We start from the raw sequence: 25,274 nt of genomic DNA, 5'->3' as shown, positions 1-25,274 counted from the left end.
CGACGCGGTCCATGCGGGCTCCGGGCCCTCGCGGATGTGCGCGAACACGGTGCGCCTCTCCCCCGGCGCCCACCTGCCCGGGCGACGACCGCCCGGCGACCACCTTGGCCGGAGAAGGTCCGCGACGAGCAGTACGGCGCTCAACGCACCCGGAGCCGCTGAGCCCCGCGTCGCCCTCCCGAATCACAGGCCGGCGTCGGCGAGGACCCGGCGCATCCGCCCGGGCGGCAGGGCGCAGTGCGCGGCGGCACCGAGGCCCGGTTCGTCCCAGCCGAGTCGCGTGCGGATCCGGTACGTCGACGAACCCACGCGGCGCGCGGGACGGGAACCCACGCCGGCGCTCAGCACCCTGCCAAGCATCGACCGAACGCTTCATGACGCGCCGCCCCGGTACACCACGACCGCCGTCCACCGTGGTGGCTCGTCATGCGCCCAACCTACCGACGGGGCACGGGCTTTCCGTCGGTCAGTGCGGCCAGGACGGCTTCCGCCTCCCGCAGGACGCCGCGCAGGATGTCGGCGGCGGGGCGGATGTCGTGGACGAGTCCGGCCGACTGGCCCGAGAAGGGCAGGTATTCGTCGCCGCGTCCGCGGCGGATCGCCGCCAGCAGGCGCGGTACGGCCTCGCCGGGGTCGACCCGTTCGGGGTGGTCGCGGAGGGTGTCCACGAGTTCCGTGCGCAGGGCGCGCGGGACGCCGGTGCTGCCGGGCCGGGAGTAGGGCGGCAGGACCCGTTCGCTGTTGAGTGCCTTGACGGCGTCACCCGAGTCCGCGTCGACGATCCGCCGCTTCCACTCGTCGGAGACGTTCATCTCGGTGGACGCCAGGAACCGCGTGCCCATCGCCACGCCCTGGGCGCCCAGGGCGAAGGCCGCCGCGACGCCGCGCCCGTCGGCGATGCCGCCCGCGGCGACGACCGGGGTGTCGCCCGCCATGTCGACGACCTGCGGCACCAGCACCATCGTGCTGACGTCGCCGCCGTGGCCGCCCGCCTCGCCGCCCTGCGCGACGATGACGTCGGCTCCCGCTTCGAGGGCCTGGGCCGCCTGGCGGGCGTCGGTCACCTGCTGGATCCACGTGATGCCCGCGGCGTGGGCCCGGGCGATCAGGTCGTCCGGTACGGCCAGGTGGAAGGAGATCGCGGCGGGGCGCGCGTCGAGCGTGGCCTGGAAGGCCTCCTCGTCGAACGGCCGTGTCGTGTGGTTGATCGCGAAGGGGCGGCCGGTGAGTTCGCGCAGCCTCGCCCACTGCTCCCGGAGCTCGGGAACGGTCCGCGCCGCGGTGCCCATGCTGCCGAGTCCCCCCGCCTCGCAGACGGCGGCCGCCAGGGCCACCTCGTCCCAGGGACCGAACGGAGCGCAGACCACCGGCCGCTCGATGCCGAGCAGTTCGCACAGGGGGGTGTTGAACATGCCGACCTCCGGCGCTGCGACGATCGTGGAGGCCGCGGCCGGGCGGCCTCGATCTGTCCAGTATGCGCCTTTCACTCCGGCCCCACGTGGCGCGGCGGACTACGGGCGGATGCCCCGGGCCCGCTGCTCGTCCTCCTCGGTGGAGGGGGCGTTCCAGCTGGCCAGGATGCGCAGCTTCTCCTCCGACGGGGATCCGCGGTCCGCCCTGTAGACGACGACGCTCTGGCCCTTGCCGCCGGGCAGCGTCATCGCCTCGTAGTGCAGGGTCAGCTCGCCGACCGTCTCGTTGCGGAACCTCTTCACCCCGTAGGAGTGCTCGTAGAGCCGGTACTCCGCCCAGAACCGCGCGAAGTCCGGGGACGCGACCGCGATCTCCCCCACGAGCTGCTCCAGCACCGGGTCCGCGACGCGGTCCGCCGCCACCTGCCGCAGCGCCGCCGCGACCTGCGGCGCGATCGTGTTCCAGTCGGCGTAGACGGCCCTGGCCCGGGGGTCGAGGAACGTCCAGCGGGCGAGGTTGCGCTCCTTGACGGGCATGGCGTCGAAGTCGGCGAGGAGCAGCTTGGCGGCGTGGTTGACCGCCAGCACCTCCAGACGGGGCCCGTGCACCATGGCGGGCAGGTCCAAGGCGTGCACCATGGCGACGACGCCGGGCCTGGCCTTCACGGCGGGCGGCGTCGCGGGGGCGGGCCGGCTCCCCGCGTTCCGTACCAGCGTGCGGAAGTGCGCGCACTCCAGTGGGTCGAGCTGCAGGGCCCTTTCGACCGCGCCGAGGACCTCCTCGGAGATCCGGCCGATCCGCCCCTGCTCCAGCTTGGTGTAGTACGCCACGCTCACACCCGCGAGGGCCGCGACCTCCTCCCGCCTGAGTCCCGGTACCCGTCGGCTGCCGAGGCCGACGGGCAGTCCCGTCCGCCCGGGGTCGATCGCCGCCCGCCGGGTGACGAGGAAGTCCCGCAGGGCCCGCTCAGCGTCCATACCCCAGGTATAGCCGAGGCGCGCGCCCGCGGGGCGCCGAAGGTGGCTCTGCGAGTAGCACCCTCGGCACGGTCACGCTGCCCCTTCGCCGGGGGCCCCGCACCTGGTGCAGTCGAAGGGGAGGACCTCCCGGAAGTCCCTCGCGGTGACCCTCCGGACGTCCTCACCGACCGATCCCGCCCCACCAGGAGACACGCATGCCCTTCGCCGTTGCCGCCCTCGCCGCCGCCGGTCCCGACGCACCCGTGGAACCCACCACCGTCGAGCGCCGCGACCCGGGCCCCCACGACGTCGTCGTCGACATCGCCTACACCGGCATCTGCCACACCGACATCGCCCTCCTGCGCAACCACTGGATGGAGGGCCTGTTCCCCATGGTCCCCGGGCACGAGATCACCGGGACCGTCGTCGCGGCCGGCCCCGGCGTCACCCGCCACGCGGTCGGTGACCGGGTGGGCATCGGCTGCTACGTCGACTCGTGCCGTACCTGCGAGAACTGCCTCGCCGGCCATGAGCAGCACTGCCTGGAGGGCGAGGTGCTCACCTACGGCGCGCTCGACCACGACGGGCGGCCCACCTTCGGCGGCTACAGCCGCCGGATCGTCGTGGACGAGAACTACGCCCTCCGCGTCCCCGACGGCCTCGGTCTGGACGTCGCCGCCCCGCTGCTGTGCGCCGGGGTGACGATGTACGCGCCCCTGCGCCGCTGGGGCGCGGGGCCCGGCAGGAAGGTCGCGGTCGTCGGCATGGGCGGGCTCGGCCACATCGGCGTGAAGCTCGCGCACGCGATGGGCGCCGAGGTCACCGTCCTCAGCCGGAGCCTGTCCAAGCGCGAGGACGGCCTGCGGTTCGGCGCCCGCGACTACGTCTCCACCGAGGACGCGTCCTGGTTCCGGGACCACGCGCGCGGCTTCGACCTGATCGTCAACACCGTGTCGGGCGGCATCGACACCGACGCGTACCTCGGCCTCCTGCGCCTCGACGGCGTGCTCGTCAACGCCGGGGTCACCGCCGAGCCCGCCGCCTACCAGGGCATGCTGCTCGGCGCACAGCGCCGGATCATCACCTCGACGAAGAACGGCAGCCTCCGCGAGTGCCAGGACATGCTGGACTTCTGCGCGCGCCACGGCATCGCCGCGGACGTCGAGACCGTGCCCGCGGACGGGGTCAACGGCGCCCTCGACCGGCTGGACCGCGGCGACGTGCGCTACCGCTTCGTGATCGACCTCGCCACCCTCGGGCAGGGTTAGGCCGACGCCAGTCTGCTCAAAGTTCAGCAAAACCACCAGGAATGGATGATTTGCCGCAGTACGGTGGGAATCCGCCGCCCAATGCAGGCTCCGCGACCGGTTCAGGAGGAAGCCCGCATGGCAGATCGACTTGACGTGGCGTCGCTGGCTCCCGGCGATCGAGCGAATGCGATCCGTGAACTCTCGGGGTTCGTCGTCAACGGCCGCGCGGAGGTGGACCTTCCGTCGGACCCGAATCGCCAGCGGGCCCATGCGACCACCAGCGCGCTCGGCTCGGTGAAGGTCTCGGAGATCGGCTGGAACGTGACCCGTATCCGGCGCACCGGTGCCCCGGCGGACGGGGACACGGTGCCGCAGATCCTCGTCTCCATCCGGGAAGCGGGGGTCTCCCGGTTCCACCAGGCGGGCCGGCACGGATTGATAAAGGCCGGGGACCTCATGGTGCTCGACAACGCGAAGCCCTACGAGGTCCTGTTCCACGGCCCAGTACGTGGAGTTCTGGTGAGCGTTCCCACGCACGTCCTGGGGCTGCGGCCGTCCCTGCTCGATCGGATCACGGCTGGTCCGCTCAGTTCGGAGCGGCCGGCCGTGGGCGCCACAGCGGCGTTCTTCACCCGACTGGCCCGCCATCGGGGCGCTGCCGGTGAAGCCGATACCGCCCTGATCACGGAACCCGGCGTCGACCTGATCAGGGCTGTGGTCACCATGGCCCTGTACGGGGACGACCCGACCGGAAGGCTCCTGAACAGCACGCTTCTTGAGCGTGTCCAGGAATACGTGCGCCTCCATTTGGCAGACCCCGATCTGACGGCCGAGCGCATCGCAGCGGAGCACGACGTCTCCGTGCGCTGGCTCTACCTGACCCTGTCCCGAGCGGGAATCACCCTCGGTGAATGGATCAGGACCCAGCGCCTCGAACAATGCAGGAGGGAACTGGCGTCGCCAGTACATCGGTTCATGACGATCGAGGCCATCGCCCACCGGTGGGGGTTCGCCGGCGCACCCCACTTCAGTCGCGTCTTCAAGACGGCGTACGGCGTCAGCCCCCGCGACTTCCGGTCGGGTCGGAGTGGGCTTCCGCCGGAGACCTGACGACGCCCGGGGCAGATCACCAGCCGGTGATGCGGGGCCAGCGCGCGTGGATCACCGGGGCGGGCTCCGCGCTCTTGCCGCTGTCGACGACGTGGTAGCCGTGGTGCTGGGCGGCGGTGGCGCAGGCGTGGTTGGGCAGGATGCGCAGCCGGGTGCCGACCGGCAGGTCGGGCAGGCCGGTGCCGTCGCGGGCGGTGAGGGTGCCGTGTTCCTGGCTCGCGGCCGTCATGACCAGGTTCGGGATGAGGCGGCCGGCCATGTCGGTGACCAGACCGTAGCCCTGGTCCTGGGCCTGGGCTGCGGTGCCGCAGTCGCGGGACATGGCCATCCAGCCGCCGTCGGTGACGATCCACCCGTACTCGGGGCGGTGGCCGATGACGGTGACGACCACCGACAGGGCGAGGTCCTGCACCTGGCAGACGTCGAGGCCGGCCATCACCAGGTCGAAGAACACGTAGTTGCCGGCCCGCAGTTCGGTGACCCCGGTGAGGTCCTCGGCCGCGTGCGCGGTGGGGGTGGAGCCGACGCTGACGCAGGCCACGGGCAGACCGGCCGCACGGAGACGTTCGGCCGCGGCAACCGCGGCGTCACGTTCGTTCCGAGCGGCCAGGCGCTGCTCCTCGGCGCTGTAGGCGTAGTACGACTCGCCCGCGTGGGTGAGCACGCCGTCGAGGCAGCCCGCGTCGTGCAGGATGCGGCCGATCTCGGTGAGGGCGGGGTCGTCGGGCTTGATGCCACCGCGGTGGCCGTCGCAGTCGATCTCGATCTGGGCCGGGACGGGCAGGCCGGCCCGCCCGGAGGCTTCGGCGACGAAGACGGCCTGCTCGGTGCTGTCCAGCAGGACCCGCACGGTCACGCCCCGGCGCAGGAGAGCGATGACGCGGGGGAGCTTGTGGGGGTCGATGCCGACGGCGTAGGTGATGTCGGTGTAGCCGCCGTCGGCGAACGCCTCGGCCTCGGCGAGGGTGGAGACGGTGACGGGACACGTGTCGCCGTCGTTCAGGAGCGCGGCGACGTCCAGGCTCTTGGCCGTCTTCATGTGCGGGCGCAGGGTGACCCCGAGCCGGCCGGCCCTGGCCCGCAGGCGCTCGATGTTGCGAAGGACCTTGTGCACGTCGACGACGGCGAACGGGGTGTCCGGATCCATCAGGGTCTGTGCGGCGGGGGCGGAGGTGGTGGTCACAGGGAGATGTCCATCTTCTTCAGGAGGGCCAGAGCCAGGTACAGGTCCTGCAGTCCGATCCCGGAACTGTCGAAGACCGTGATGTCACGGTGGTCGGTGCGTCCTTGGGCGCGCCGGGTGAGGACCTCGCCGAGGGGGGTGAGGACGGTGTCCTCGGGTGCGTGCTGGCTCTCGCCCATGCGGCGCGCCTGCTCGGGCAGGTCGCAGAAGACCCGTGCGCGGGCGAACAGGGCGGGGGGCAGCTCCCGCTTTCCGGGGGCGTCGGCTCCCATGCAGGACAGGTGCGTGCCGGGGCGGACCCACTCGGCATCGAACAGGGGCGGGTCTTCGGCCCGTGCGGTGGTGGCGGTGACGATCACGTCGGCGCTCGCGCAGGCTTCCTCGGCACCGGCCGCACGTGCTGTGCGTCCCTCTGCGGTGAGTGCGGCGGCCACGGCCGCGGCACGGGCCTTGTCGCGTCCCACGATCAGGATCTCGCCGATCGGCCGGACCCGGGCGACGGCCCGCGCCTCATGGGCGGCCTGATGGCCGGTGCCGAAGACGGCAAGGGTGGCGGCGCCGGTGGGGGTGAGCAAATCGACGGCGAGCGCGTCGGCCGCGGCGGTCCGGTAGGCGTTCGCGGCACCGAGCTCCAGGACGGCGGCGATCCGGCCGGTCCTCTGGTCGAGCAGCAGCACGGTGGAGTGGTGACGCGGCAGCCCACGTTGCAGGTTGTCCGGCCAGTAGGAGCCGATCTTCACCCCGGCATGCGTCCCGGACGCGGACGGCTTGAGCGTGAACCGGTTGCGCGGATCAGAGCCGTGCACGGCCAGGGAAGGGAAGACCACGCCGTGCACCGTCGCGGCGAAGGCCGTGCGTGCCGCTTCCAGGGCCAGCTCCTCGTCCACGAGCGTGGCCGTCTGTTCCTCGGGGATGAACAGCAGGCCACGGCCTGCGTCCGACGGCGGGCCGGAACCGGGCGAAGGGGCAGGGGCGGAGGGTGCGGCCGGTCCGGTGTCGGTCATGTACGGCCCCTCTACTTGGCGTAGTTGTAGACCGTGGCCCGGGACACGCCCAGCAGGTCCGCGATGGTCTGCGCGGCGTCGCGCCCTTCGAAGTAGCCCTCGCCCTGCAGCTGCCGGACGAGCGCCTTCTTGTCGTCCCGGCTCAGCGACCGGGGGGTGGCACCGCGCTCCGCGGCCAGCGCCTCCACCGTTCGGCGCAGCTCGCGCACGTTGCGGTCCCGCAAGTTCTCCAGCGGGTGCTCGCGGTGCTCGACATCGGTGGCCACGAGGTTCGACAACGCCAGCGTCACCGGCGACAGGACGGACACGTCGAGGTTCAGGCACAGGGCGGCGATGTACTGGCCCTCGGCGTTCTTGATGCCGATCGACGTGCTCTTCACCGGCCGACCGTCGGGAAACCGGTTGGGGTAGTTCTGGATCACGCTCGGGTACTGCGGATCCGCGATGCGGGCCAGGCCCAGTTCCGTGGCCGAATCCCCGACCTCCCGGCCGGAAAGGTTGTTCTCGATCACCCGGATCGCCTGCCGCGGGTCCCGCAGGTCGTGCAGCACCACCTCGCACAGCCCGGGAAACATGCGGCCCAAGGCCACAGCGATCTTCTCCGCCTCGCGGACGAGGTGCTCATCGCCCTCGGCCGCGGCAACGGCCGCGGGACCCCTGCGGTCGCCCTCCGGCTCCTCGGCCACGGGATGCTCCACGGCCCACCCTCCTCGACGCTGGACTCACATTCCATCTTTAGACAATGATGCTAAAGCATGTTCCGAGCCGTGTTCAACCCCGCCGGGCCGTCGGCACCCGGGAGCACGGCGACAGGGGCCGGGGCACGAGCCGGACGCGTCCGGGAGCAGCACGGGTGTCAGGGTTCGGCTGCCCACACGTCGCAGCGAACACCGTTGCGGGGACCAGCCGGCGTGGCCGAATTCGGCGACCCCCGCCACGCCGCCGGACCTTTCCGCGGTGCGTTCCCGCCGGCGAATGGGCAGGCTGGGGACATGCGCACCGAGGGGCCGCCGGTGATCGTGGAACCGCCGCTCGACGGGCGGAGGGTCGTGATCCGGGGAGACTACTTCGGCACCGCGTACGCGCTCTCGGACCTGCTGCGGTTCCTGTGGCTCGCCGGGTACGACGCCGGCGCGGTCAGCCTCACCGACCCCGCGCAGGTGGAGTGGCGCGGGGGCGGGCCGGAGGCATGGTGAGGACGTGACGGGCGGACGGGCGGACGGGCGGACGGGCGGGCTCAGCGGGGCGAGACGTAGCGCGAGCCGGGGCGCAGCCGCACGGCCCTGGCGCGCGGGGGAGCCTCGGGCCGGCCGGTCTGGCAGTCGGGGCAGAGTTCGTGTCGGCCCTGGTCGGTGACGACGGTGCCCCAGCTGAAGCACGCACCGCACCCGCGGGCCAGGTCGACGTCCGCTCGGGGAGTGGGGTAGGGGATTCCCTCGGCTCCTCGGGTCATGTGGCACCCCTCTGTGCTACCTCCGGAGATTTTGCGTAGTTATTACCCATCTGCACCGGAATACACCCTTCCCGGGGCAGGTCTTTCCTGATCAGGTCCTTCCGGTGCGGCTCAGGCGGCGCACGCTCCACTGCGCCAGCGGCTGCAGGGCGGCGATGAGCGCCTCGCCGTCCGGGGCCAGCTCGTAGCGGACCTGCACGGGGGTGCTCGGGATGACGGAGCGCACGATGAGGCCCTCGGCCTCGAGCTCCTTCATCCGCTGGGCGAGCAGCCGGTCGGAGATGCCGGAGATGACGGCGCGGTACTCGCCGAAGCGGCGCGCGCCCTGGGCCGCCGCGGACAGGATCGCCCCCGTCCAGCGACGTCCGACGAGTTCGACCGCGCCCTGGAAGCTGGGGCACGCCTCGTCGTGGACGGAGCCGCGCTCCAGGCGCGGTACCGGCGGCCGGTGGCCAGCCGTCTCCTGGGATGCCGTGGTCATGCCTCGGAGCGTAGCCGCGTACGGCCGTGGGGCGGGGCGTCGTGCCTGGTCCCGTCGGTACCAGGACGGGCCCTCCCTGGCAGCAGGGGGCGCGCCCCGCGGCCTGGGAGACGACCTGGCCTCGCGCCCCCACGGCGCGCCGGACCGCACACCGCACCCACCACGACCACCGAGGACGACGCGCGTCACGGCATCCGCAGGCCGCCGGGGGCGACCCCCACCGGCGGCGTGCGGGGCCTTCGCGACGCTCACCGCGATCGTGCTCACGGCCATGGCGGCGAGCGGCACGCCGCCCCGAGGCGTCGTGCCCCGCGTCCCGTCGTGTCGGCCGCGGCCGGGTTCGCTCACGCGGGAGCATGGAGGGGCGGTCGCCGTCCACGGGCACGCCCCGCACGGGCCGGCGCCGCACGGCGAACAGGGACGATCATGGAGGGCGCGGTGTCGGACGGGGCCGACGGGGGCCGGCAGTGGGCCTCCGAGCCGGGTTTCTGGCGGCAGGTCGTCGACCATCTGGTGGTGTCGCTGGTCGTCGTCGGCCCGTCCGGGCGCGTCGTCGCGGCCAACCCGGCCGCCGAACGGCTGCTGAACCGTACGGCCGAGGCGATGGCCGGCGAGGACTTCCACGACCTCGTGCACCGGCACGCGGACCCCGGGCGCACCGGGGCGCGGTGCGCGTTGCTCGAGGCACTGACCCGCCGCGAAAACGCGGGCCGCGCGGACGGCGACAGGTACCTGTGCGCCGACGGCAAGCTGGTCGAGGTCTCCTGGTCCGCCGCACCGGTGGCGGACGGTGACGCGTTCAAGGGCACCGCGGTGGTGTTCGCCGCCCTCTCCGACGACCGCACCGAACGAGCCGAGCACATGCACGCGTTGGAGGACCTGACCGGCCGCCTGACGCTGGTCGCACAGATCACCGCGGTGCTCAGCCAGACCCTGGAGACGGACGAGGCGCTCGCCCGCCTCGGGCGCCTGCTGATCCCGGGCCTGGCCGACTGGGTGGCGGTCGACCTGCTCGTCGGCGACGACGAGACGCACCGGGTGGCGGTGACCGGCCCCGACGGCCGGGACCGCGGGCAGGAGGGCTGGCGCGCCCGCCTCCCCTCCGCCGGTGAGTCGCGTTCCGCGCTGGTCCAGGCGGTGCGCGGGGCGGTGCCCGTGCTCCACGAGCAAGCCGGGGCGGCGGCACGTCCGGACTCCCCGCTGGCCGCGCTGCACAACGGCTTCCTGCAGTCGGTCGGGGCGGCATCGGCGCTCACCGTGCCGCTGGGCTCGGGAAGGCACGCGACCGGGGCGCTGACCCTGGTCCGCGCCGACCCCGCCGTCCCCTTCGGCAACGACGAACTCCAGCTGGTCGTGGACATCGGGCGCCGGGTCGGCCAGGTGCTGGACAACACCCGCCGGTTCGGCCGCCAGCGGGACGTGGCCGAGGCGATGCAGCGCAACCTGCTCGCCCCGCTGCCCCGGCCCGGACGGCTGCTCATGGCCGCCCGCTACGAGCCCGCACCCGCCGCTTCCCAGGTCGGCGGCGACTGGTACGACGCGTTCCAGCTCAAGGACGGCGTGACCGCGCTGGTCATCGGCGACGTCGTCGGCCACGACCTGACCGCCGCCGCGGGCATGGCCCAACTCCGCGGAATGCTGCGGTCCCTGGCCTACGACCGCACCGAGCCCCCCAGTGCCGTCGTCGACCGCCTCGACGAGGCCATGCTCGCGATCACCACCGTCCCCATGGCCACCCTCGTCCTCGCCCGCGTCGAGGGACCCCGCAACGGCCCCTGGACCCTGCGCTGGACGAACGCCGGGCACCCGCCGCCGCTGCTGCTCACGCCGGACGGCCACGGGCGCTACCTCGACGAGGCGCGCGGCCCGCTGCTGGGCGCCCGCGTCGGCACCCGCGACCGCCGGCCCGACGCCGCCACCCCCCTGCCGGCCGGGTCCACGCTCCTGCTCTACACCGACGGTCTCGTCGAACTGCCCGGCGTCGACCTCGACACCGGCCTCAGCCGGCTCCGCCGCAACGCCCTGGCGCTCGCCGACGAGCCGCTGGAGGAGTTGTGCGACCAGCTCCTGGCCCGTATGCCGCCCGGCAACGTGGACGACATCGCCCTGCTCGCCCTGCGGCTGCCCCGGTCCTGAGCGCGGCCGGGGACGGCACATCACCCCTTCGGCTACCCAGCGTGCGTACACCGACACCAAAAGTGATCCTTGCTGTGGGTTCGTCCCTCGTGACAGGACAGTCCCCGCCGCGTACGGCGGGGTGGGCGGCACAGGCCGCCCACGGAGAACCCATACCTGGAGGTGACGTGTTGTACCGAATAACCAGGCCCATGTCATCGGCACAGCGGCGCTTCGGCCTCGTCCGCGTGTGGACGGTCGCCGCGAGCGCGGCACTCGCGTCCTGCTTCGTGACGGGCGCGGCGTACGCCGCCCCCGCGGACGGCGGCACCGCGGCGCCGAGCGCCGGGCAGCGGTCCATGCACCCGTGCTACCCGTATCCGACGCTCCCCAACTACTGCCTGAACCGTCCGGGCATCCCCGGCGTCCCGGGACCGCAGGGACCGGCCGGTCCCGCCGGTCCGCCCGGCCCGGCCGGGCCCGCCGGGCCCGCAGGACCTCAGGGCACCCCCGGCGTTCCGGGTGCGTCGGGCGGTCTCGCGGGCGCGAACACCCTGGTGCAGCTCTTCCCCGCCGACGGTCAGGACCACGCGCTGGCCTGCCCCGCCGGGCAGCTGGCCATCGGCGGCGGGTTCAAGGTCGTCACGGCCACGGTCGTGGGCAGCTTCCCGAGCGGGAATCCCTCCACCTCGTGGATCGTCAACGCGGTTCCCGCCGGGGTGGGCACCCCCGGCGTGTACGCGGTCGTCGTCTGCGCGAACAGGGCCACCCCCTGACATGAGCCGGCCGGGCCCGGTGCACCGCACGGTGCGCCGGGCCCGGCCGTGCCCGGACGGCACCGGGTCGCGCGTGCGCAAGGCGCGCAAGGCACCGCGTGGCCCGGGCAGTTGTGCCGGTCGCGCGCCCGGGGGGACCGAAGCGGCCTGCTACACCTTTCCCAGGCCTCCCGTCGAGCGCGACGCGTCGCGGTGACCGCGGCGGAGGCTGTCGGGACGGAGCGTCGCCGCCGCGAGAGCCAGGACCAACCCGATCACGCCGACGACGACGTTGTTGGTGATGGTGCGGGTGGTGCTGACGTTGCCCGTGACGCACCAGGGCGAGATGATCGTCCACAGGGCGATCACCGCTGCCGCCCAGGCCCTGGAGTGGGTCCGCTCGAAGCCGCGTCCCACGCCTCCCATGAGGAGGGCGTACACGATTCCGGCGATCAGGTTGCTCACGGCGATCGTCGACAGCGCGTTGAAGCCGAACAGTGAGTTGAAGCCCACGATCCACGGTGAAGCGGCCAGGTAGGTGCCGGTGAGCAGGCCCATGGCCGCGACGGCCTGACCGCGGTTGGTGGCGGTCGCGCGCTCGTAGTCCGCGCGCAGTTCGAGCAGATCGGGGTGCTGCTCGATGCCGGGTTGCGTCCGAGACATACGGACCATCTCCGTTCATTCCGAACATGTCACATAATCCCCTTACCCGCACTCGTGCGTCCGAGTCCCGTCGAGCGATGTTCCGGGCCGGACGGTGCGATCCCGAAGGTGCGTGCCCCGGCCGCGTCGGCGGCGGTCCGCCGGGTCCTGGCGTGTGGAGCCACGGCAACGCCCTCCGGACGACCCGGTCACGGGCGAACCCGGCACGGGAGAACGGGAACCCGGCGGCCGGGATCGACAGGTAAGAGGCGACCCCGTCAACCGCCTCGCGCGGTGTCCCCCTCCACCCACCGGCCGCTTCGCCGTGCCCGGTAAGAAAGGCATGCCTTGACACACCAGAGACGAGCGCCGGCTGCGGCGTTCGCCCCGCTCATCGCCGTCACCGTCGCCACGGCCCTGCTGGGCGGAACGGCCGGCGTCGTGCAGGCCGCACCGTCCGACGGCGCGGCCCGTACCGGATCGCTTCCCGGGCCCGCACCGGGCGCCGGCGCCCCCGCCGCGCGGACGGTCACCCTCGTCACCGGCGACAAGGTGAGCCTGGACGGCGCCGGCCAGGTCGTCGGCGTCCGGGCCGCCGAAGGGCGCGAGGGCATCACCTTCCGCGTCTCCCGGGCGGCCGGCGGGCACACCGTCGTGGTGCCGCGCGACGCCGAGCGGCTGATCGCCGACGGTACCGCCGACCGGCAACTCTTCGACGTGACGCGGCTGGTGGGCTTCGGGTACGACGACGCCTCCCGCCCCGACATGCCGCTGATCGTCAGCTACGCCAAGGGCCGCTCCGTCGCTGCGCGCTCGCTGTCGGCCGCCGGCGCCCGGGTCACCCGGGACCTGCCCAGCGTCAACGGCGACGCCCTGCGGGCCCGCAAGTCCGAGGCCGCCGCACTGTGGAGGACGCTCACCGGCAGTGGTGCGGAAGGGCGTTCCGCGGCCGCCGCCACCTCGGCGGACGTCGAGAGGATCTGGCTGGACGGCACGTACGAGGCGAGCCTGGACCGGAGCACGGCGCAGATCGGCGCCCCCGCGGCCTGGGCGGCCGGCTTCGACGGCACCGGTGTCACCGTCGCCGTGCTGGACACCGGGGTGGACGCGACGCACCCGGACCTCCAGGGCCGCGTCGACGCGCAGGTGAACTTCTCCGACGCGCCGGACACCGTCGACCGCGTGGGCCACGGCACGCACGTGGCCTCGACCGTCGCGGGCTCCGGGGCCCGGTCGGGCGGGACGTACAAGGGCGTCGCGCCCGGGGCGCGCATCATCAGCGGCAAGGTCCTCGGCGACAGCGGATCGGGCAGCGCCTCCGGCATCATCGCCGGCATGCAGTGGGCCGTGGACCGCGGTGCAAAGGTCGTCAACCTCAGCCTCGGCATCGACGACTCCTCGGAGACCGATCCGGTCGAGCAGGCCGTGAACGAACTGTCGGCGGAGTCCGGCACCCTGTTCGTCGCCGCCGCGGGCAACAGCGGTCCCGGCGCGGGCACGATCGGTTCGCCGGGGAGCGCCGCCGCCGCGCTCACCGTCGGTGCGGTGGACCGTACGGACGCCGTCGCCGAGTTCTCCGGCCGCGGCCCCACGGCCGACGGCAGCCTGAAGCCCGACCTCACGGCCCCGGGCGTGGACATCGTCGCCGCGCGGGCCGCCGAGGGCACCGAGGGCGAACCGGCGGCCGACGGCTACGTGTCGATGAGCGGCACGTCGATGGCGGCCCCCCACGTGGCCGGCGCCGCCGCGATCCTCGCCCAGCAGCACCCGGACTGGGACGGGGAGCGCATCAAGGCCGTCCTGACCGGTTCCGCCGTCGCCGCCCCCGGGCTCTCCGCGTACGCGCAGGGAACGGGCCGCGTGGACGTGCGGCGGGCCATCACCCGCCAGGTGACCGGCAGTCCGCCCTCGCTGGGCTTCGGGACGGCGCGCTGGCCCCACACGGACGACCTGCCCGTCACCAAGGAGATCGTCTACCGCAACGACGGCGACCGTCCGGTGACCCTCGCCCTGGCCACCGAGGCCTTCGGTGACGACGGGAAGCCCGCCGCCGAGGGCATGTTCACCGTCTCCCCGGCGCGACTCACCGTGCCGACGGGTGGCACCGCGACCGCGTCCGTGACCGCCGACCCCCGTGCGGGCACCGCCGACGGCGCCTTCGGCGGGTCGGTGACCGCGACGGCCGGGGACACCACCGTGCGGACCGCGTTCGGCGTGCACCGCGAGGTCGAGTCGTACGACCTGACGGTCAGGCACCTGGACCTGCGGGGCGAGCCCACCGGGGACGCCGAGACGGGCGTGTACGGGCTGGACGGCGACATCTGGCGGGACTACGCCGACCCCACGGACGGCGAGTTCACGATGCGGCTGCCCAAGGGCCGCTACACGCTCGAGGGCCGCGTGGCCACCGGAGCCGGTCCCGACGACGGGGGGCTGGCCCTGCTGCTGCACCCGAAGTTCACCCTGGACCGGGACACCACCCTGGTCATGGACGCCCGCGAGGCCCGGCCCGTCCGCATCACCGTGCCCGACCGCGCGGCCCGGCACACCGATGCCATGCTCAACTTCGGCGTCGCCGTCGGCGGAGCGGGCTACACCGCCACGTACGTCATGCGCGGCTTCGACGACCTGCGCGTCGGACAACTCGGGGCGCCCCTCCCGGCGGACGAGGCGTTCGCGCAGTACAACGGCACGTGGAGCCACGGCCCGGTGAACTACCGGCCGGTCTGGAACCGCACCGGCGACCTCTCCGGATTCACCGCACAACTGCGCCGCCGGGACTTCGCCGAACTGGCCGTCACCATCGGCGCACCCGCCCCGGGCAAGACCGGCAGCCTCAGCGCCGCTCCCCTGCTGCCCAACGGCTCGCTGTTCGACTTCTTCCCCGAGGAGGTCGCCCTGCCGCGCACCGTCACCGACTACGTCCTGCCGGGCGTGAAGTGGCAGTACGCCATCAACCAGTACGGCGCTCCGGGCGCGGACGGCGAACCGCAGTGGGACAGCGGGCAGACCGTCACCCGCGCCAGGGCCTACACCGCGGGCAGGCGCTACGCGCAGCGGTTCAACGTGGGCGTCTTCGGTCCGCACCTCTACGCCGCGGGCGGGGAGGCGACCGGCGCGATCCGTTCCGGCGACGACTTCAGCGCCTACGTGCCGCTGTTCTCCGACGGCGCGGGCCACGCGGGCGTCTCCGACTACACCGCGGCCCGGAGCGCGCTGTACGCCGACGGCACCCCGGTGTTCACCGCCGGCACACCCCTCGACGGGGACACCCACACCCTGCCGCCCGGGCGGCGGGCCTACCGGCTCACCACGGACGTCACGCGCGCCCGGTCGAACTCCGCGGTCAGCACCCGGGTCACCGCGGAGTGGACCTTCCACTCCGCCCACGTGGCGGGGGACGACGTCGCCTGGCTGCCGCTGTCGGCGGTGCGCTTCACGCCCGACCTGGGGGCGGCCAGCACCGCCAGGGCGGGCAGGGCCTTCACCGTCCCGTTCACCGTCGAGGGCGCGGCCACCGCACGCACCGCGCGCAAGCTGGCGGTCTCCGTGTCGTACGACGAGGGGAGGACCTGGCGGCCCGCCGAGGTCGCCGACCGCGAGCGGCTCGAACTGCGCCACCCCGCCCGCCCGGGCACGGTCTCGCTGCGCGTCGTCCTCACGGACGCGCACGGCAACACGGTGCGGCAGACGATCTACAGCGCCTACCGGACCACCGCGTAGCCCTCCGCCCCCCGCGTGGGCCCCGGGCCGTCCGCCCGGGGCCTGCGCGCCGCCGCGGGCGGCCCGGTCTCACCAGCCCAGCAGCCTGGGCAACTCATCGACGTACGCCGCGTCGTCCGGCTCCGCCTCGGCGATGCGGCCGAGAACGCGCCTGAACTCCTGACGCTCCGCTTCGTCCATCGCGTCCAGTTCCGCCGCGATGTTCTCGAGCCCTTGGGAGGCGACGTCGCGATCGATCTCATCGGGCGACGAATGATCGAGCAGCATGATGGCGGAGAGCACTGCCCTTGCCAGGTGGATTTCGATCACCGATGTGCCTACCTCGCGGGGATGGTCGTGATGGCCTGGCCGGCCGGCGGTTCGTGACCGTCGTCGGCAGCCGCCTGCGTGGGAAATCCTTGCACCGGCGTCAGCCCCCGTGTCACCGCGGCACCGCGGCACTGCTGACGGAGGGGCGGCGGTGCGGCCGGGCGGGCCGTGGGGGGCGTCGCGGGTCGTGGGGGGGCCGGCTGTTCACAGGCGGAACGAGGCCGCGACCGGCAGATGGTCGCTGCCGGTGGAGGGGAGGGTCCAGGCCGACCGCGGTTGCAGGCCGCGCACCAGGATGTGGTCGATCCGGGCCACGGGGAACGACGCCGGCCAGGTCAGACCGAATCCGGCGCCCGACTCGGCCTGCGCCGAGCGCAGTTGGGACGTGACCTCGGCCAGGGCCCGGTCGTCCGCGGTGCCGTTGAAGTCGCCCATGAGCACGGTGCGGGGCAGGGGTTCGGCGCGCAGGGCGGCGGCCAGGGCGCGTGCCGCGGTGTCCCGCCCGGCCGTGCCGAAGCCGTACAACGGCGTGACCCGGACCGACAGCAGGTGGGCGACGTAGACCGCGACGGGGCCCTTGGGGGTACGGACAGTGGCGCGCAGAGCGCGCGGCCAGGGCGCGATGTCGACCGTCCGGGCGTCGGCGAGCGGGTAGCGGCTCCACAGACCGACCGTGCCCTGCACCGACTGGTAGGGGTAGCGGGCGTGCAGCGCCGCGCCGTACGCGGTCGCGTTGTCGCCGACCTCCTCGACGGCCACCAGGTCGGCGCCGGAGGCCGCCAGGGCACCGGCGGTGCGCGCCGGGTCCGGGTTCTCCTCGTTGGCGTTGTGCGTCACCACGGTCAGGTCGCCGCCCGCCGCCCGTTTGTCGGCCAGCGTGCCGCCGAAGAGGGCGCACCAGACGACGGTGGGCAGCAGTACGGCCACCGCGGCCGTGGCCGAGCGCCGCAGGAGCGCGCACAGCAGCAGGACCGGCACGACCAGCCCGGTCCACGGCAGGAAGGTCTCCAGGAGGCTGCCGAGGTGGCCGGCCGCGTTGGGGACGTGGGCGTGGCCCACCATCAGCAGTGCGGCCACGGCGGCGACGGCGGCCGGGACGCGGCCGCGCCGCCACGCGCCGGGGCGGCCGCCGGGACGGTCTTCGCCGGCGGGGTCCGGCAGGGCGCCGGGGGTGCGCAGGAGGGTGGTCACGGCCGGCTCACCTGGCCCCGGCCCGGGCACCGCGAGCCGCGGAGCCGGGGTCGGTCCCGGCCACCCACCGCCGTACGCCCTCCACCAGCGCGTGGCTCGCGCCGAGGGCGGCGTTCAGGCCTTCCTGCGGGCTGGTGCCGGAACGCTGGTGCAGGACCACGCCGAGGGCGAGATGGCCGTGCCCGTCGCGGTCGGGGGCGGTGGCGGCCCACATCAAGGCGCCGCCCGCGGGGGTGCTGGAGCCGGTCTTGAGCCCGATCACACCGGACGTGCCGAGCAGGGTGTTGGTGTTGGCGATCGGCCCGGGCACACCGGGCACCGTGGTGCTGGGCAGGGCGACGACGGCCCGGAAGACCGGGTCGCGCATGACCTGCCGGGCCAGCTTCAACTGGTCGCCGGAGGTGCTCACGGTCGTGGGCTCGATGCCGCTGGCCCCGGTGTAGGTCGTCCGGTCCATGCCGAGGTCGTCGGCGGCGCGGTTCATCTTGTCGACGAACGCCTCCTGCGTGCCGGCGTCCCAACGGGCCAGCATGCGGGCGACGTTGTTGCCGGAGGGGATCAGCATCAGTTCCAGCAGCCGCCGTTCGCTCAGCCGCTGCCCCTCCCGGAGCGGCACGCTGGACTCCACGCCGGACACCGACTCGTCCGCGGCCTGCCGGTCGACGGTGATCCGGGGGCCGGTCGCCCCGCCGCGCAGCGGGTGGTCGCGCAGGACCACGTAGGCGGTCATCACCTTGGTGACGCTGGCGATCGGCACCGGACGCTGTTCGCCCCTCGTCCCGAGGTCGGCCAGCCCCTCCACCAGGACGCTCGCCTGCCCCTGGGACGGCCAGGGCAGCGGCACGGTCAGGCGCGGAACCGTGCGCCCGCGGTGGTCACCGTCCGTACGGGAGCGCCCGGCCCCGTGGCCGTCGTCCCCCGTGGTGACGACCAGTGCGCCCAGGCCGATCAGGGTCGCCAGGGCGGCGGCCCCGGCCGCGACCGGGACGGGGATCCGCCGCGGCGGACGCGACGCGCCCGGCAGGGGCCGCGGTCCCCCGGACCGCGGCGGCGGGGGACCTGGCGCTTCGTGCTCTCGGGGTTCGGGGACCGGGCGCATGGGCGGGGCACCTCCACGGGTTCACGGCGTGGCTCTCACGCACACCGCCCACCGTGGGGCGCGCCGGTGTCGGCCCGGCCGTCACCGTGTCTCCGCCACCGCTCTGCCGGTCATCCGTCGTGTATCGACCCCGGCGCGCCCCGGCTCGGTCGCGCCCGGGCCCGGCGGCGGCTCAGCCGGAGGCAGGCAGCCGCAGCGTGGCGACGGCACCGCCGTCGGGCGCGTTGGCGAAGGACAGCGACGCGCCGATGACCCGGGCCTGGCCGAGCGCGATGGTCAGCCCGAGGCCGTGGCCCCGCCCCCGCTCCGACACCCCGGTACGGAAGCGCTGGGGCCCGTCCGCGAGCAGTTCGGGCGGGAAGCCCGGACCGTGGTCCCGCACGGTCACGGTGGTGCCCGCCACCGCGACCTCGACGGGCGCGCCGCCGTGCCGGTGGGCGTTGACGACGAGGTTGGCCACGATCCGGTCGACCCGGCGCGGGTCGGTCCTCGCCCGCGCGGCGCCGTCCGGGGTGAACCGGGCCGGCAGTCCGGTGCGGGCCAGCGACTCCCCGACCACCTCGGCGAGCGGGACCGGTCTGGCTTCGGCCCGCTCGGCGCCCGCGTCGAGCCGGGAGATCTCCAGCAGGTCCTCCACCAGGTCCCGCAGCACCCCCACCCGGTCCCGGACCAGGTCGGTGGCCTCCCCCTCGGGCAGCAGCCCGCTCGCGGTGACCAGGCCCATGAGCGGGGTGCGCAGCTCGTGGGCGACGTCGGCGGTGAAGCGCTGCTCGGTCGTCAGCCGCCCGAGGAGGCTGTCGGCCATGGAGTCCACGGTGGCGGAGATCTCCGTGATCTCGTCGCCGCCGCGACGGCCGGGCGGGCCGGCGGCGGTCCGCGCGGCCAGGTCGCCGGCCGCGATGCGGCGGGCGGTCCGCGCCACGCGCCGCAGCCTGCGGTGCGGCAGCTCGGCCGCGAGCAGCGTCAGCGGTACGACGACGGCCAGTGCGGCCAGGGAGTACTTCCACATGTGCCGGTCCAGGGCACGCCGGGTGAGCAGGTCGGGCGTCATGTCGGTCGCGACCGCCACCGGCCGGTCCCGGTACAGCCGCGCCGCCCACATCCGCGGGTGGTCCCCGGGGCTGTCGCCGTCGTACCAGGTGGCGTAGCCGGCGCTCGGTCCCTGGCCGTGCCGCAGCCGGTCGAGCAGCTCGCCGGGCATCGCCTCGGGGACCGTCTCCAGCCCGTCGGGCGGTGTTCCCTTGTCCTTGTACGCGACCACGGCCTGTTCCAGCTGCGCCGCGGCCTTCGCGCCGCCGTCGTTCATCGACCGTGCCAGTGTGCTGCGGTGGACCAGCACTCCGACGGTGAGCGCGATCACGCAGCAGGCCAGGGTGACGAGCAGGGCGATCTTCCAGCGCAGGGAACGCCAGTTGAGCAGCTCGCGGACGGTGTCCATGTCAGCGCCGCAACTTGTAGCCGAAGCCGCGGACGGTCTCGATCCGCTCGGCTCCGACCTTCTTCCGGAGCCGCTGCACGCACAGGTCCACCACGCGGCTGTCGCCGTCCCAGCCGTAGTCCCACACGTTGCGCAGCAAGGTGTTCCGGTCCAGCACCACGCCGGGGTTCGCGGCGAACTCCAGGAGCAGCCGCAGTTCGGTGGGCGCGAGCGCGACCGGTGCGCCGGCCCGGGACACCTCGAGGCCCGCGGTGTCGATCGTCAGGTCGCCGAAGACGAGGCGTGCGGCGTCCTCCGGCCGCTCGGGCCGGGCCGCCGGGGCGGACGGACCGAGGCCGGACGGACCCGAACCGGACGGACCCGGGCCGGTGACGGGGGTGAAGGTCGCCCGCCGCAGCAGGGACCGGATCCGGGCCACCAGCACCGCGGTGTCCACGGGCTTGACCACGTAGTCGTCCGCGCCCGCCTCCAGGCCGGAGACCACGTCGAGGGCGTCGCCGCGCGCGGACATCATCAGGATCGGGTCCATGCTGGTCTCCCTGACCCGCCGGCACAGCCCGATGCCGTCCAGGCCCGGCAGCATCACGTCCAGCAGGAGCAGGTCGTGGCGGCCCTCCCGGAACAGTTCGAGTCCGGTCAGGCCGTCGGCGGCCGAGGTGACGCGGTAGCCGTAGCGCTCCAGCGCCATGGTGACGGCCCTGCGGATCACCTCGTCGTCCTCGACGAGCAGGACGGTCACGGGCGCCGGGGCCGCCGCCCCCTCTGTCACGGAAACCGACATCTCTTCCCATCGGACGCAGGTACAGGGCCTCCATCATGCGCGAGGCGGGTCCCTGCCGGGCATCCGCCGCCGCTCGGCCGCGCATCAACCGTGTATCAGCGGGCGCTGCGCCTCACGACGGCCCCACCGGCATCAGGCGTAACGGGGGTCACGGCACGTGCGGTCCCGTGACGAAGCGGTCGTGCCCGTCGTAGGGCCAGGCGTTGGCGACACAACCGTGCAGGCCCTTGATCTGCTGCATCATCACGGGGGCGAGTTGCCCGGGCCCCGCGCACGTCGTGTGCGTGTAGCCCAGGAAGTGCCCCATCTCGTGGTTGACGATCAGCGCCCGGTAGTCGTGGATCGGCCCCTTGAACGTGGGCGAGCCCTCGGCCCAGCGCTTGAGGTTCACCACGACCCCGCCGGGCACCTCGCAGTTGTACTCGCCCTGGGTGTCCTGGTGGATGCCCGCCCAGCACAGGGCGTCGGCCGTGCCCGGCGTGGCGATGCTCACCGTGAGGTCGTGGGGCTGTCCCGCGCCCACCAACTGGAAGGCGTAGGCGGGGTTGTGGGTCCAGCCGCGGGGCGCGGCGAGGATGCCGGCGATCTCGTCGGCGGCCTGGGCCGGCGAGACGTCGAGGCCGGTCTCGACCTTCACCACGTAGCGCAGCGGCCGCGGGCCGCGCCCGACCTTCACGCCGCCGGCCTGCGCGGTGACGAACGTGCCGCTGCCCGTCGCGGGGACACCGATCCTGGCGGGGGTGGGCTTCTTCGTCGGCTTCTTCGTCGGCTTGGGCTTGGGGGGCGGGGTGGGCGTCGCCGTGGGTGAGGGGGAGGGGGAGGGCGTGACGTGCGCCACACTCCGCCGGTGCCGCGCCCCGTCCGAGGCCTCGCCGCGCCCGCCCTCGAGGAAGAACGCGACGGAGCCGAGCAGTCCGGCGACCGCCAGCGTGACGACCAGATAGCGCCGGCTCCGGCGGCGCGGACGGCGCCTGCGGCCCGAGGTGCGGTGGCGGCCGGCGCGGTGGGATGCATCCATGGCAGCTCAAAGTGGCCATCCGAAATGATCGCCATGAGCTCGCCGGATCACGAAACGGTAACGCACGCCTGCCGGAAGACGTCTTCGCCGGCGACGGAGCCGCCCCCGCGCCCCGGGTATGACCCTTCTGTAACAGCTCCCACGAGGGGCCCTTTCCCGGGACGGCCGCCGATCGCGATCTGCTTACACTGGCGAAGTGCCACGAGTCCTGATTGTCGAAGACGACCCAGATGTCCGTAAGGCCGTCCAGTTGGGGCTGCGACACCAGGGGCACGACGTCTTCGCCGCCGGAACGGGTGAGGAGGGACTGGAGCAGCTCCGCCCCTTCCATCCGGACGTCGTCGTGCTCGACCTGATGCTGCCGGGGATCTCCGGTCTCGACGTGTGCCGGCGCATACGGGAACGCGACCAGGTGCCGATCATCATGGTCACCGCCAAGGGCGACGACATCGACGTGGTCGTGGGCCTGGAGGCCGGGGCGGACGACTACGTCGTCAAGCCGGTGCAGGCCCGCGTGCTCGACGCGCGCATACGGGCCGTGCTGCGCCGGCAGGACGCGTCGGTCTCCGACTCCGTGCGGCCCCGGGCGGAGTCGCACGGGGAGCTGGCCATCGACCGGGCCGGCCTCGTGGTGACGCACCGCGGCGAGACCGTCGCGCTCGCCCCCTCCGAACTCCGGCTGCTGCTGACCCTCTCGGCCTCGCCCGGGCAGGTCTTCAGCCGCCAGCAGCTCCTCGAAGCCGTCTGGGAGCACAGCTACTACGGCGACATACGGCTCGTGGACGCCTGCGTGAAGCGGCTGCGCGGCAAGCTCGGCGAACTGGGCGGCGCACCCCGGTACATCCAGACCGTGCGCGGCTTCGGCTACCGCTTCGGTACCGCGTGAGCCGCCGGGGACCGGCGCGGGCGCGACGGGCCGCCCGGGAGCACGGGAGCGCCGCGGCCCACGACGCCACGGCCCACGACGCCACGGGCTCCGCCGGTACGGGCTCCGCCGGCATGCCGTACGACGCCAAAGGCTCCGCCCCCACGGCCCACGACGCCCCGGCCGGGCGCCGCGGCCGGCGGCGGTTCCACCAGGCGGCACTGGAGAAGGTGCCGCTGCCACTGCGGGGGCTGCGCTCCCGACTGGTGGTGGCCTTCGTCCTGGTGACCATGGCCGGCGCCCTGAGCACCGGGGCCGTCGCCTTCCGGGAGGCGCGCACGGGGGTGCTGCAGCAGAGCCAGGACGCCGTCATCCGGCAGTTCCGGGCCGGCGTGAACGAGGCGGCCCTCAACATCCCCCTCCGGCCGGGCCAGTCGGACCTGGATGCGGCGGTGAACCATGTGCAGCGCGCGAACCAGTCCCAGCAGTGGCGGGTCATGGCGACCTACGGCGACCTGCGCGCCTGGGCGGTGGGCGCCCAGTTCGACATGCTCAGCCCCGAACTGCGCCGTTCGGTGGCGACCAAGCGCGCCGCCGTGTTCCAGCGCGTGAACGCCGACGGGCGCCCCTGGCTCGTCGTCGGCCTGCCGGTCACCTACGACAGCGGCGAGGCCAAGGAGCCCACGCTGTCCGGGCTCGTGATGTACCTGGCCGTGCCGCAGGACACCGAACAGGCCTACGTCGAGGCGATGGTCAGCGCCATCGAGCACGCCACCCTGGTCGCCCTGGGCCTCGCCGTCGTCCTGGCACTGCTGGCCGCGAGCGGAGTGCTCCGTCCCGTACGGGCGCTGCGCGGCGCGACGCGCCGGATGGCCGAGGGGCACCTCGACGTCCGGCTGGCCGTCAACGGGACCGACGAACTCGCCGACCTCTCCCAGTCCTTCAACCACACGGCGGCGGCGCTGGAACGGTCGGTCGCGGAGCTGCGCCGCATGGAGGCCCAGGCCCGCCGCTTCGTCGCGGACGTCTCCCACGAACTGCGCACCCCGCTCGCGGCGATGTCGGCGGTCACGGACGTCCTGGACGAGAACGCACTGCGCCTGGACCGGGAGACCGGCGAGGCGCTGCGGCTCGTCAGCGAGGGGACGAGCCGGCTGAGCGTGCTGGTGAACGACCTGATGGAGATCTCCCGCTTCGACGCGGGCGCGGCCGAACTCAACGTGGACGAGATCGACCTGGCCGACTTCGTCCAGCACACCCTGGCCGCCCGGGGATGGCAGGGCGGGGTGGAGACCCACCTGCCCCCGCCCGGCGCGCTCCGGGCCCGGGTGGATCCGCGCCGGCTCGACGTGGTGCTCGCCAACCTCGTCGGCAACGCGCTGCGGCACGGGGAGCCGCCGGTGCGGCTGACGGTGGGCGTCCGCGAGGATCCCGCGGGCGTGCCGTGGGCCGTCATCGAGGTCGCCGACAACGGACCGGGGATCGCCGAGGAAGCCATGCCGCACATCTTCGAACGCTTCTACAAGGCCAGCAGCTCACGCACCAGGAGCGAGAGCAGCGGGCTGGGCCTGGCCATCACCGCGGAGAACGTGCGCCTGCACGGCGGCCGCGTGAGCGCCGCCAACCTGCTGTGGGGCGGCGCGGCGTTCACGGTCGAGCTCCCCCTGCACGGCGCCCCCGGCGACCCCGCGGCCGACGACGACGCGGGTGCCCGGTGAGGCGCGCGCGCCTGGCGGCGCTCACGACCGGGCTCGCGGCAGGGCTCGCGCTGACGGCCTGCGGGGTCCCCCCGTCCGGGGTCATCGAGGCCGGCGAACCGGCGAGCGGCATGTACTCCCCCGTCCCGCAGAACGCGAAGCCGGTCCTCGTCTCCCTCTACTTCCTCGACAACGGCAAGCCGAGGGCCTACGTCCGCAAGGCGACCACCCCCTGGGACGCCGAAGCGGCCGTCCGCATGCTGTTCGGCGGACCGAGCCCCGACGAGGCCACGCAGGTCACCACGGAGCTGCCCCGCCTGAAGGACGGGCTGCAGGTGAAAACCGGCAGCGACGGCGTCTACGTGCAACTCCCCAAAGGCCTGCCCCCGTTCAGCCGCCGTGCCATGATGCAGCTGGCCTGCACGGTGTCCGGCGTGGGCGGGCCGTTCACCTCGTCCCGCTCGACGGACGCCGCCGGCGGCGCCGTCGGCGGCGCTGGCGAGCCCCCCTCCGACGCCCGCCCCGACGCCACAGTCCACGTCCTCGGCGACGGCTGGACCAAGACCCAGACAGCCGGCCCCTCGTGCCCCGCCCCGGCCGGGCAGTGACCGCCGGGCGCCGGCCTACGACGACGCCGAGGTCAGCCCGGCCCCTGCTCCCGTGATCCGGCACGGCCACGGGCCCCGCGCACTCCCGGGCACATGACCGTATGCGCCGTCGCTCATGCCTCACGGCCCGTCAGGACCGCCCCCACGAGCCGCTATGCTGCCCGATGCCGCGCCCCGACG

24 protein-coding genes are annotated in these 25,274 nt (G+C 73.9%); 9 read left to right on the top strand and 15 right to left on the bottom strand.

All coding sequences use genetic code 11. The annotated features are described in order from the left end of the window. Nucleotides 1–183: 183 nt before the first annotated feature. From ABZ479_RS04765 to ABZ479_RS04755, 3 genes are all read right to left on the bottom strand, one after another. On the bottom strand, nt 184–360 hold the full coding sequence (locus ABZ479_RS04765; protein WP_500459902.1) for a hypothetical protein: 177 nt from the start codon (nt 358–360) through the stop codon (nt 184–186). Between the two features lie 77 nt (nt 361–437). Beyond that, nucleotides 438–1,412 (bottom strand): NAD(P)H-dependent flavin oxidoreductase, encoded by a 975-nt coding sequence (locus tag ABZ479_RS04760; protein ID WP_500459901.1) that lies wholly within the window; start codon nt 1,410–1,412, stop codon nt 438–440. A gap of 99 nt (nt 1,413–1,511) precedes the next feature. Next, a complete protein-coding gene (locus ABZ479_RS04755; RefSeq protein ID WP_500459900.1) occupies nt 1,512–2,390 on the bottom strand; it encodes a helix-turn-helix domain-containing protein in 879 nt (292 codons plus the stop codon). Between the two features lie 197 nt (nt 2,391–2,587). Here ABZ479_RS04755 and ABZ479_RS04750 point away from each other — a divergent pair, with 197 nt between their 5' ends. Together ABZ479_RS04750 and ABZ479_RS04745 are read left to right on the top strand one after the other, a co-directional pair. After that, nucleotides 2,588–3,640, top strand: a complete 1,053-nt coding sequence (locus ABZ479_RS04750) for an NAD(P)-dependent alcohol dehydrogenase (protein ID WP_500459899.1) — start codon at nt 2,588–2,590, stop codon at nt 3,638–3,640. Between the two features lie 117 nt (nt 3,641–3,757). Further along, nucleotides 3,758–4,732 (top strand): helix-turn-helix domain-containing protein, encoded by a 975-nt coding sequence (locus ABZ479_RS04745; RefSeq protein WP_500459898.1) that lies wholly within the window; start codon nt 3,758–3,760, stop codon nt 4,730–4,732. A gap of 16 nt (nt 4,733–4,748) precedes the next feature. Here ABZ479_RS04745 and ABZ479_RS04740 read toward each other — a convergent pair whose 3' ends face one another. The 3 genes from ABZ479_RS04740 to ABZ479_RS04730 are packed head-to-tail and all read right to left on the bottom strand — an operon-like array spanning nt 4,749 to nt 7,605. Further along, complete coding sequence (locus ABZ479_RS04740; protein WP_500460209.1) at nt 4,749–5,879, bottom strand: DSD1 family PLP-dependent enzyme; 1,131 nt, start codon at nt 5,877–5,879, stop codon at nt 4,749–4,751. Nucleotides 5,880–5,911: 32 nt separating this feature from the next. Continuing rightward, nucleotides 5,912–6,919: an ornithine cyclodeaminase family protein gene (locus ABZ479_RS04735; RefSeq protein ID WP_500459897.1), complete on the bottom strand. Its 1,008-nt coding sequence runs from the start codon at nt 6,917–6,919 to the stop codon at nt 5,912–5,914. Nucleotides 6,920–6,930: 11 nt separating this feature from the next. Beyond that, complete coding sequence (locus ABZ479_RS04730) at nt 6,931–7,605, bottom strand: helix-turn-helix transcriptional regulator (protein WP_500460208.1); 675 nt, start codon at nt 7,603–7,605, stop codon at nt 6,931–6,933. 306 nt (nt 7,606–7,911) lie between these two features. On the opposite strand from ABZ479_RS04730, the gene ABZ479_RS04725 reads away from it, so the two are divergent. Then, nucleotides 7,912–8,115, top strand: coding sequence for a hypothetical protein (locus tag ABZ479_RS04725; RefSeq protein ID WP_500459896.1), 204 nt, complete (start codon nt 7,912–7,914; stop codon nt 8,113–8,115). Between the two features lie 41 nt (nt 8,116–8,156). On the opposite strand, the gene ABZ479_RS04720 is transcribed toward ABZ479_RS04725, so the two are convergent. After that, nucleotides 8,157–8,372, bottom strand: coding sequence for a hypothetical protein (locus ABZ479_RS04720; RefSeq protein ID WP_499600338.1), 216 nt, complete (start codon nt 8,370–8,372; stop codon nt 8,157–8,159). A 91-nt stretch (nt 8,373–8,463) separates the two neighbouring features. Beyond that, nucleotides 8,464–8,853: a winged helix-turn-helix transcriptional regulator gene (locus tag ABZ479_RS04715; protein ID WP_500459895.1), complete on the bottom strand. Its 390-nt coding sequence runs from the start codon at nt 8,851–8,853 to the stop codon at nt 8,464–8,466. Between the two features lie 438 nt (nt 8,854–9,291). Between ABZ479_RS04715 and ABZ479_RS04710 the strand changes: the two genes are divergently transcribed. Together ABZ479_RS04710 and ABZ479_RS04705 are read left to right on the top strand one after the other, a co-directional pair. Continuing rightward, nucleotides 9,292–10,989, top strand: coding sequence for a SpoIIE family protein phosphatase (locus tag ABZ479_RS04710; protein ID WP_500459893.1), 1,698 nt, complete (start codon nt 9,292–9,294; stop codon nt 10,987–10,989). 191 nt (nt 10,990–11,180) lie between these two features. Beyond that, a complete protein-coding gene (locus ABZ479_RS04705; protein WP_500459891.1) occupies nt 11,181–11,744 on the top strand; it encodes a hypothetical protein in 564 nt (187 codons plus the stop codon). Nucleotides 11,745–11,894: 150 nt separating this feature from the next. On the opposite strand, the gene ABZ479_RS04700 is transcribed toward ABZ479_RS04705, so the two are convergent. Continuing rightward, nucleotides 11,895–12,386 (bottom strand): SPW repeat protein, encoded by a 492-nt coding sequence (locus ABZ479_RS04700; RefSeq protein WP_500459890.1) that lies wholly within the window; start codon nt 12,384–12,386, stop codon nt 11,895–11,897. A gap of 327 nt (nt 12,387–12,713) precedes the next feature. Here ABZ479_RS04700 and ABZ479_RS04695 point away from each other — a divergent pair, with 327 nt between their 5' ends. Next, nucleotides 12,714–16,088 (top strand): S8 family serine peptidase, encoded by a 3,375-nt coding sequence (locus ABZ479_RS04695; protein WP_500459889.1) that lies wholly within the window; start codon nt 12,714–12,716, stop codon nt 16,086–16,088. A gap of 69 nt (nt 16,089–16,157) precedes the next feature. Here ABZ479_RS04695 and ABZ479_RS04690 read toward each other — a convergent pair whose 3' ends face one another. The 6 genes from ABZ479_RS04690 to ABZ479_RS04665 all read right to left on the bottom strand — a co-directional run bounded on the left by ABZ479_RS04690 (nt 16,158) and on the right by ABZ479_RS04665 (nt 21,924). After that, nucleotides 16,158–16,397: a hypothetical protein gene (locus ABZ479_RS04690; RefSeq protein ID WP_500459888.1), complete on the bottom strand. Its 240-nt coding sequence runs from the start codon at nt 16,395–16,397 to the stop codon at nt 16,158–16,160. A 204-nt stretch (nt 16,398–16,601) separates the two neighbouring features. After that, nucleotides 16,602–17,558 carry an endonuclease/exonuclease/phosphatase family protein gene (locus ABZ479_RS04685; protein ID WP_500460207.1) on the bottom strand — a complete coding sequence of 319 codons (957 nt, stop codon included), beginning with the start codon at nt 17,556–17,558 and terminating at the stop codon, nt 16,602–16,604. 37 nt (nt 17,559–17,595) lie between these two features. Then, nucleotides 17,596–18,687, bottom strand: coding sequence for a D-alanyl-D-alanine carboxypeptidase family protein (locus tag ABZ479_RS04680; RefSeq protein ID WP_500459887.1), 1,092 nt, complete (start codon nt 18,685–18,687; stop codon nt 17,596–17,598). Nucleotides 18,688–18,859: 172 nt separating this feature from the next. Beyond that, on the bottom strand, nt 18,860–20,125 hold the full coding sequence (locus tag ABZ479_RS04675) for an ATP-binding protein (protein WP_500459886.1): 1,266 nt from the start codon (nt 20,123–20,125) through the stop codon (nt 18,860–18,862). A 1-nt stretch (nt 20,126) separates the two neighbouring features. Further along, nucleotides 20,127–20,906 carry a two-component system response regulator CseB gene (gene cseB / locus ABZ479_RS04670; RefSeq protein WP_500459885.1) on the bottom strand — a complete coding sequence of 260 codons (780 nt, stop codon included), beginning with the start codon at nt 20,904–20,906 and terminating at the stop codon, nt 20,127–20,129. Nucleotides 20,907–21,054: 148 nt separating this feature from the next. Beyond that, nucleotides 21,055–21,924: a DUF3152 domain-containing protein gene (locus ABZ479_RS04665; protein WP_500459884.1), complete on the bottom strand. Its 870-nt coding sequence runs from the start codon at nt 21,922–21,924 to the stop codon at nt 21,055–21,057. A gap of 196 nt (nt 21,925–22,120) precedes the next feature. Here ABZ479_RS04665 and ABZ479_RS04660 point away from each other — a divergent pair, with 196 nt between their 5' ends. The 3 genes from ABZ479_RS04660 (at nt 22,121) to ABZ479_RS04650 (ending at nt 25,094) form a co-directional block, all read left to right on the top strand. After that, complete coding sequence (locus ABZ479_RS04660; RefSeq protein WP_500459883.1) at nt 22,121–22,810, top strand: response regulator; 690 nt, start codon at nt 22,121–22,123, stop codon at nt 22,808–22,810. Nucleotides 22,811–22,923: 113 nt separating this feature from the next. Next, the gene (locus ABZ479_RS04655) at nt 22,924–24,507 is read left to right on the top strand and encodes a sensor histidine kinase (RefSeq protein ID WP_500460205.1); all 1,584 of its coding nucleotides are present in this window, start codon (nt 22,924–22,926) and stop codon (nt 24,505–24,507) included. After that, a complete protein-coding gene (locus tag ABZ479_RS04650; RefSeq protein ID WP_500459882.1) occupies nt 24,504–25,094 on the top strand; it encodes a GerMN domain-containing protein in 591 nt (196 codons plus the stop codon). Before ABZ479_RS04655 ends, ABZ479_RS04650 begins: the two co-directional genes overlap by 4 nt. Nucleotides 25,095–25,274 lie beyond the last annotated feature (180 nt).

This window comes from Streptomyces sp. NPDC005722, from assembly GCF_040630935.1.
Classification (GTDB): domain Bacteria; phylum Actinomycetota; class Actinomycetes; order Streptomycetales; family Streptomycetaceae; genus Actinacidiphila.
This window is presented reverse-complemented; position numbering and strand designations above follow the sequence as displayed.

Coding starts and splice junctions, on each gene's coding strand:
- ABZ479_RS04755 (WP_500459900.1), bottom strand. CDS start 2,390: ATGGACGCTGAGCGGGCCCTGCGGGACTTCCTCGTCACCCGGCGGGCG.
- ABZ479_RS04740 (WP_500460209.1), bottom strand. CDS start 5,879: ATGGATCCGGACACCCCGTTCGCCGTCGTCGACGTGCACAAGGTCCTT.
- ABZ479_RS04720 (WP_499600338.1), bottom strand. CDS start 8,372: ATGACCCGAGGAGCCGAGGGAATCCCCTACCCCACTCCCCGAGCGGAC.
- ABZ479_RS04705 (WP_500459891.1), top strand. CDS start 11,181: ATGTCATCGGCACAGCGGCGCTTCGGCCTCGTCCGCGTGTGGACGGTC.
- ABZ479_RS04750 (WP_500459899.1), top strand. CDS start 2,588: ATGCCCTTCGCCGTTGCCGCCCTCGCCGCCGCCGGTCCCGACGCACCC.
- cseB (WP_500459885.1), bottom strand. CDS start 20,906: ATGTCGGTTTCCGTGACAGAGGGGGCGGCGGCCCCGGCGCCCGTGACC.
- ABZ479_RS04655 (WP_500460205.1), top strand. CDS start 22,924: ATGCCGTACGACGCCAAAGGCTCCGCCCCCACGGCCCACGACGCCCCG.
- ABZ479_RS04735 (WP_500459897.1), bottom strand. CDS start 6,919: ATGACCGACACCGGACCGGCCGCACCCTCCGCCCCTGCCCCTTCGCCC.
- ABZ479_RS04675 (WP_500459886.1), bottom strand. CDS start 20,125: ATGGACACCGTCCGCGAGCTGCTCAACTGGCGTTCCCTGCGCTGGAAG.
- ABZ479_RS04715 (WP_500459895.1), bottom strand. CDS start 8,853: ATGACCACGGCATCCCAGGAGACGGCTGGCCACCGGCCGCCGGTACCG.
- ABZ479_RS04765 (WP_500459902.1), bottom strand. CDS start 360: ATGCTTGGCAGGGTGCTGAGCGCCGGCGTGGGTTCCCGTCCCGCGCGC.
- ABZ479_RS04725 (WP_500459896.1), top strand. CDS start 7,912: ATGCGCACCGAGGGGCCGCCGGTGATCGTGGAACCGCCGCTCGACGGG.
- ABZ479_RS04700 (WP_500459890.1), bottom strand. CDS start 12,386: ATGTCTCGGACGCAACCCGGCATCGAGCAGCACCCCGATCTGCTCGAA.
- ABZ479_RS04760 (WP_500459901.1), bottom strand. CDS start 1,412: ATGTTCAACACCCCCCTGTGCGAACTGCTCGGCATCGAGCGGCCGGTG.
- ABZ479_RS04680 (WP_500459887.1), bottom strand. CDS start 18,687: ATGCGCCCGGTCCCCGAACCCCGAGAGCACGAAGCGCCAGGTCCCCCG.
- ABZ479_RS04665 (WP_500459884.1), bottom strand. CDS start 21,924: ATGGATGCATCCCACCGCGCCGGCCGCCACCGCACCTCGGGCCGCAGG.
- ABZ479_RS04745 (WP_500459898.1), top strand. CDS start 3,758: ATGGCAGATCGACTTGACGTGGCGTCGCTGGCTCCCGGCGATCGAGCG.